Genomic DNA, 2,710 nt, shown 5'->3' with positions numbered 1-2,710 from the left:
CCGCTGGATGTGCGCTGGTCGCGTCAGATTCCGCCAGCGGCCAAAGTCACGACGGTGACGGTCAGCAAAGACGCGGCGGGCCGCTACTTCGTCAGCCTGCTGTGCGACGACGTGGTGAGCGCCAAACCCGAGGTGGCGGAAAAAATTGGCATTGATCTGGGCCTGACTCATTTCGCCATCCTTTCCGACGGCGAAAAAATCCCAGCGCCCAACGCTTTCCGAAAACATGAAAAGAAGCTGGCCAAATTGCAACGCAAGCTGGCCAAGAAAAAGAAAGGTTCCAAAAACCGCACCAAAGCGCGGCTCAAAGTCGCCAAGCTGCACGCCAAGATGGCCGACATCCGCCAGGATTTCATGCACAAGCTCTCGACCCGGTTGATCCACGAAAACCAAGTGATCGCCATCGAGACGCTGGCCGTCAAGAATATGCAGAAAAACCGCAAGCTTGCCAAGTCCATCGGTGATGCGGGCTGGGCCGAATTCGTGCGCCAACTCGAATACAAGGCCAAGTGGTCCGGGCGCGAGGTGGTCAAGATTGACCGTTGGTACCCGTCGTCCAAGCGTTGTAGCGACTGCGGGCACACGGTAGAGAAAATGCCTTTGAACGTGCGGCAATGGACGTGCCCCAACTGTGGTGCCAACCACGACCGGGACGTGAATGCCGCGCGCAACATATTGGCCGCTGGATTGGCGGTGTCAGCCCGTGGAGAAGCTGTCAGTCCTGTGTCTCGTTGAGGCATGGGCAGGGTTCTGTGAAGCGGGAATCCTCGCCATTCATGGCGAGGAGGATGTCAAGGATGGCATGATAGCGGCATGGCTTTGTTTTCTGCTTCATCCCGCGCGCGTTTTCCGTGGCGCACCACTTGGCACGTCCTGCGCACCCGCTTTCACGAGGACCGGCTCGGCGCAGCGGCGGGCAGTCTGACGTTCACCACCGTGATCTCGCTGGTGCCACTGCTCACGGTGGGGCTGGCCATTTTCAGCGCCTTTCCGGTGTTCAGTCGGCTGGAGGCCACGTTGCAGAAGTGGCTGCTGCAAAGCCTGGTGCCAGACCACATTGCGCGCCAGGTGTCGAACTACCTGCTGCAGTTTGCCAGCAAGGCGGGCCAGATTGGCTGGGTGGGGGCGCTGTTCCTGCTGCTCACGGCGCTGGCGATGGTGCTGACCATCGACCGCAAGCTTAACGAGATCTGGCGCGTGCGCACGCCGCGTCCGCTGGGGCAGCGCCTGCTGGTGTATTGGGCCAGCCTGACGCTGGGGCCGCTGCTGCTGGCCGTGAGCCTGACGCTGAGCTCCTACGCCGTGTCGGCCTCGCGCGGCTGGGTCAGTGCGGTGCCGGGCGGGCTGTGGCTGGCGCTCAACATCACCGAATTTGCGGTGGTGGTGCTGGGCGTGGCGGCGCTGTACCGCTACGTGCCCAACGCCCGGGTGCGTTTTTCGCACGCCCTGCTGGGTGGCCTGCTGGTGGCGCTGGGGCTGGAAGGGGCCAAGAACCTGCTGGGCTGGTACCTGGCGCTGGTGCCCACGTATTCGGTGGTGTACGGCACCTTTGCCACGGTGCCCATCTTTCTGGTCTGGATCCACCTGGTGTGGATGATTGTGCTGCTGGGCGCGGTGGTGGTGGCGTGCCTGCCCACGCTGCAGGAGGGCGTGGAGCGCCAGGGCGGCTCGCCGGGCTGGACGTTGCAGCTGGCGCTGGAGGTGCTGGCCGAGCTGCACACCCTGCAGGACGAACCCGAGCGCGGCCTGGACACCGGCGTCCTGCTGGCGCGGCTGCGGGTCGATCCGCAACAGCTGGCCGATGCGCTGGCCGCGCTGCAGGCGCTGGACTGGGTGGGCCAGCTGGCCGAGGAGCAGGGCCGCCACGTGCTGCTGGTGCGCCTGGCGCACACGCCGCTGTCGCCGCTGTTGCAGCACTGCCTGCTGGCGCAGACCCCCGCCACCCAGGCCTTGTGGCACCGCAGCCACTGGCACCAGCTGCAAGTGGCCGACGTGCTGCCCGGCGCCGATACCGCCGCTGCCCCTGACGCCGATCTTGCGCCCGATCCGCACCATCTGGGTGCATTGAGCCCGCTGGCGTGATGGCGGGTGAGGTTTGTCGGCTATATTTGCGTTCCACAGTTTCCAACCGGCCCCACAGGAGCAGCATCCCTTGACATCCTCCTCGCCATGAATGGCGAGGATTCCCGCTTCACAGAACCCCGCCCATGCCTCAACGAGACACAGGACTTACAGCTTCTCCACGGGCTGACACCGCCCGTCCGGCGGCCAGTACGTTGCGTGCGGCATTCACGTCCCGGTCGTGGTTCGCACCACATTCGGGGCACGTCCATTGCCGCACGTTCAAAGGCATTTTCTCTACCGTGTGCCCGCAGTCGCTACAACGCTTGGACGACGGGTACCAACGGTCGATCTTGACCACCTCGCGCCCGGACCACTTGGCCTTGTATTCGAGTTGGCGCACGAATTCGGCCCAGCCCGCATCACCGATGGATTTGGCCAGCTTGCCGTTCTTTTTCATGTTGCTGACGGCCAGCGTCTCAATGGCGATCACTTGGTTTTCGTGGATCAGCCGGGTCGAGAGCTTGTGCGTGAAATCCTTGCGGATGTCGGCGATCTTGGCGTGCAGTTTGGCGACTTTGAGCCGCGCTTTGGTGCGGTTCTTGGAGCCTTTCTTTTTCCTGGCCAACTTGCGTTGCAATTTGGCCAG

The 2,710-nt window shown here is 63.4% G+C and carries 3 protein-coding genes; 2 read left to right on the top strand and 1 reads right to left on the bottom strand.

Translation table 11 applies throughout. The features are described from left to right. Positions 1–735, top strand: a 735-nt coding sequence (locus CON76_RS10300; RefSeq protein WP_145995416.1) for an RNA-guided endonuclease TnpB family protein, incomplete at its 5' end; no start/stop codon positions are given. Positions 736–813: 78 nt separating this feature from the next. Next, complete coding sequence (locus CON76_RS10295; RefSeq protein WP_101103272.1) at positions 814–2,082, top strand: YihY family inner membrane protein; 1,269 nt, start codon at positions 814–816, stop codon at positions 2,080–2,082. A 130-nt stretch (positions 2,083–2,212) separates the two neighbouring features. On the opposite strand, the gene CON76_RS10290 is transcribed toward CON76_RS10295, so the two are convergent. After that, a partial coding sequence (locus tag CON76_RS10290; RefSeq protein ID WP_145995415.1) for an RNA-guided endonuclease TnpB family protein occupies positions 2,213–2,710 on the bottom strand: 498 nt, incomplete at its 5' end.

The organism is Macromonas bipunctata, assembly GCF_002837135.1.
GTDB lineage: Bacteria > Pseudomonadota > Gammaproteobacteria > Burkholderiales > Burkholderiaceae_C > Macromonas_A > Macromonas_A bipunctata.
This window is presented reverse-complemented; position numbering and strand designations above follow the sequence as displayed.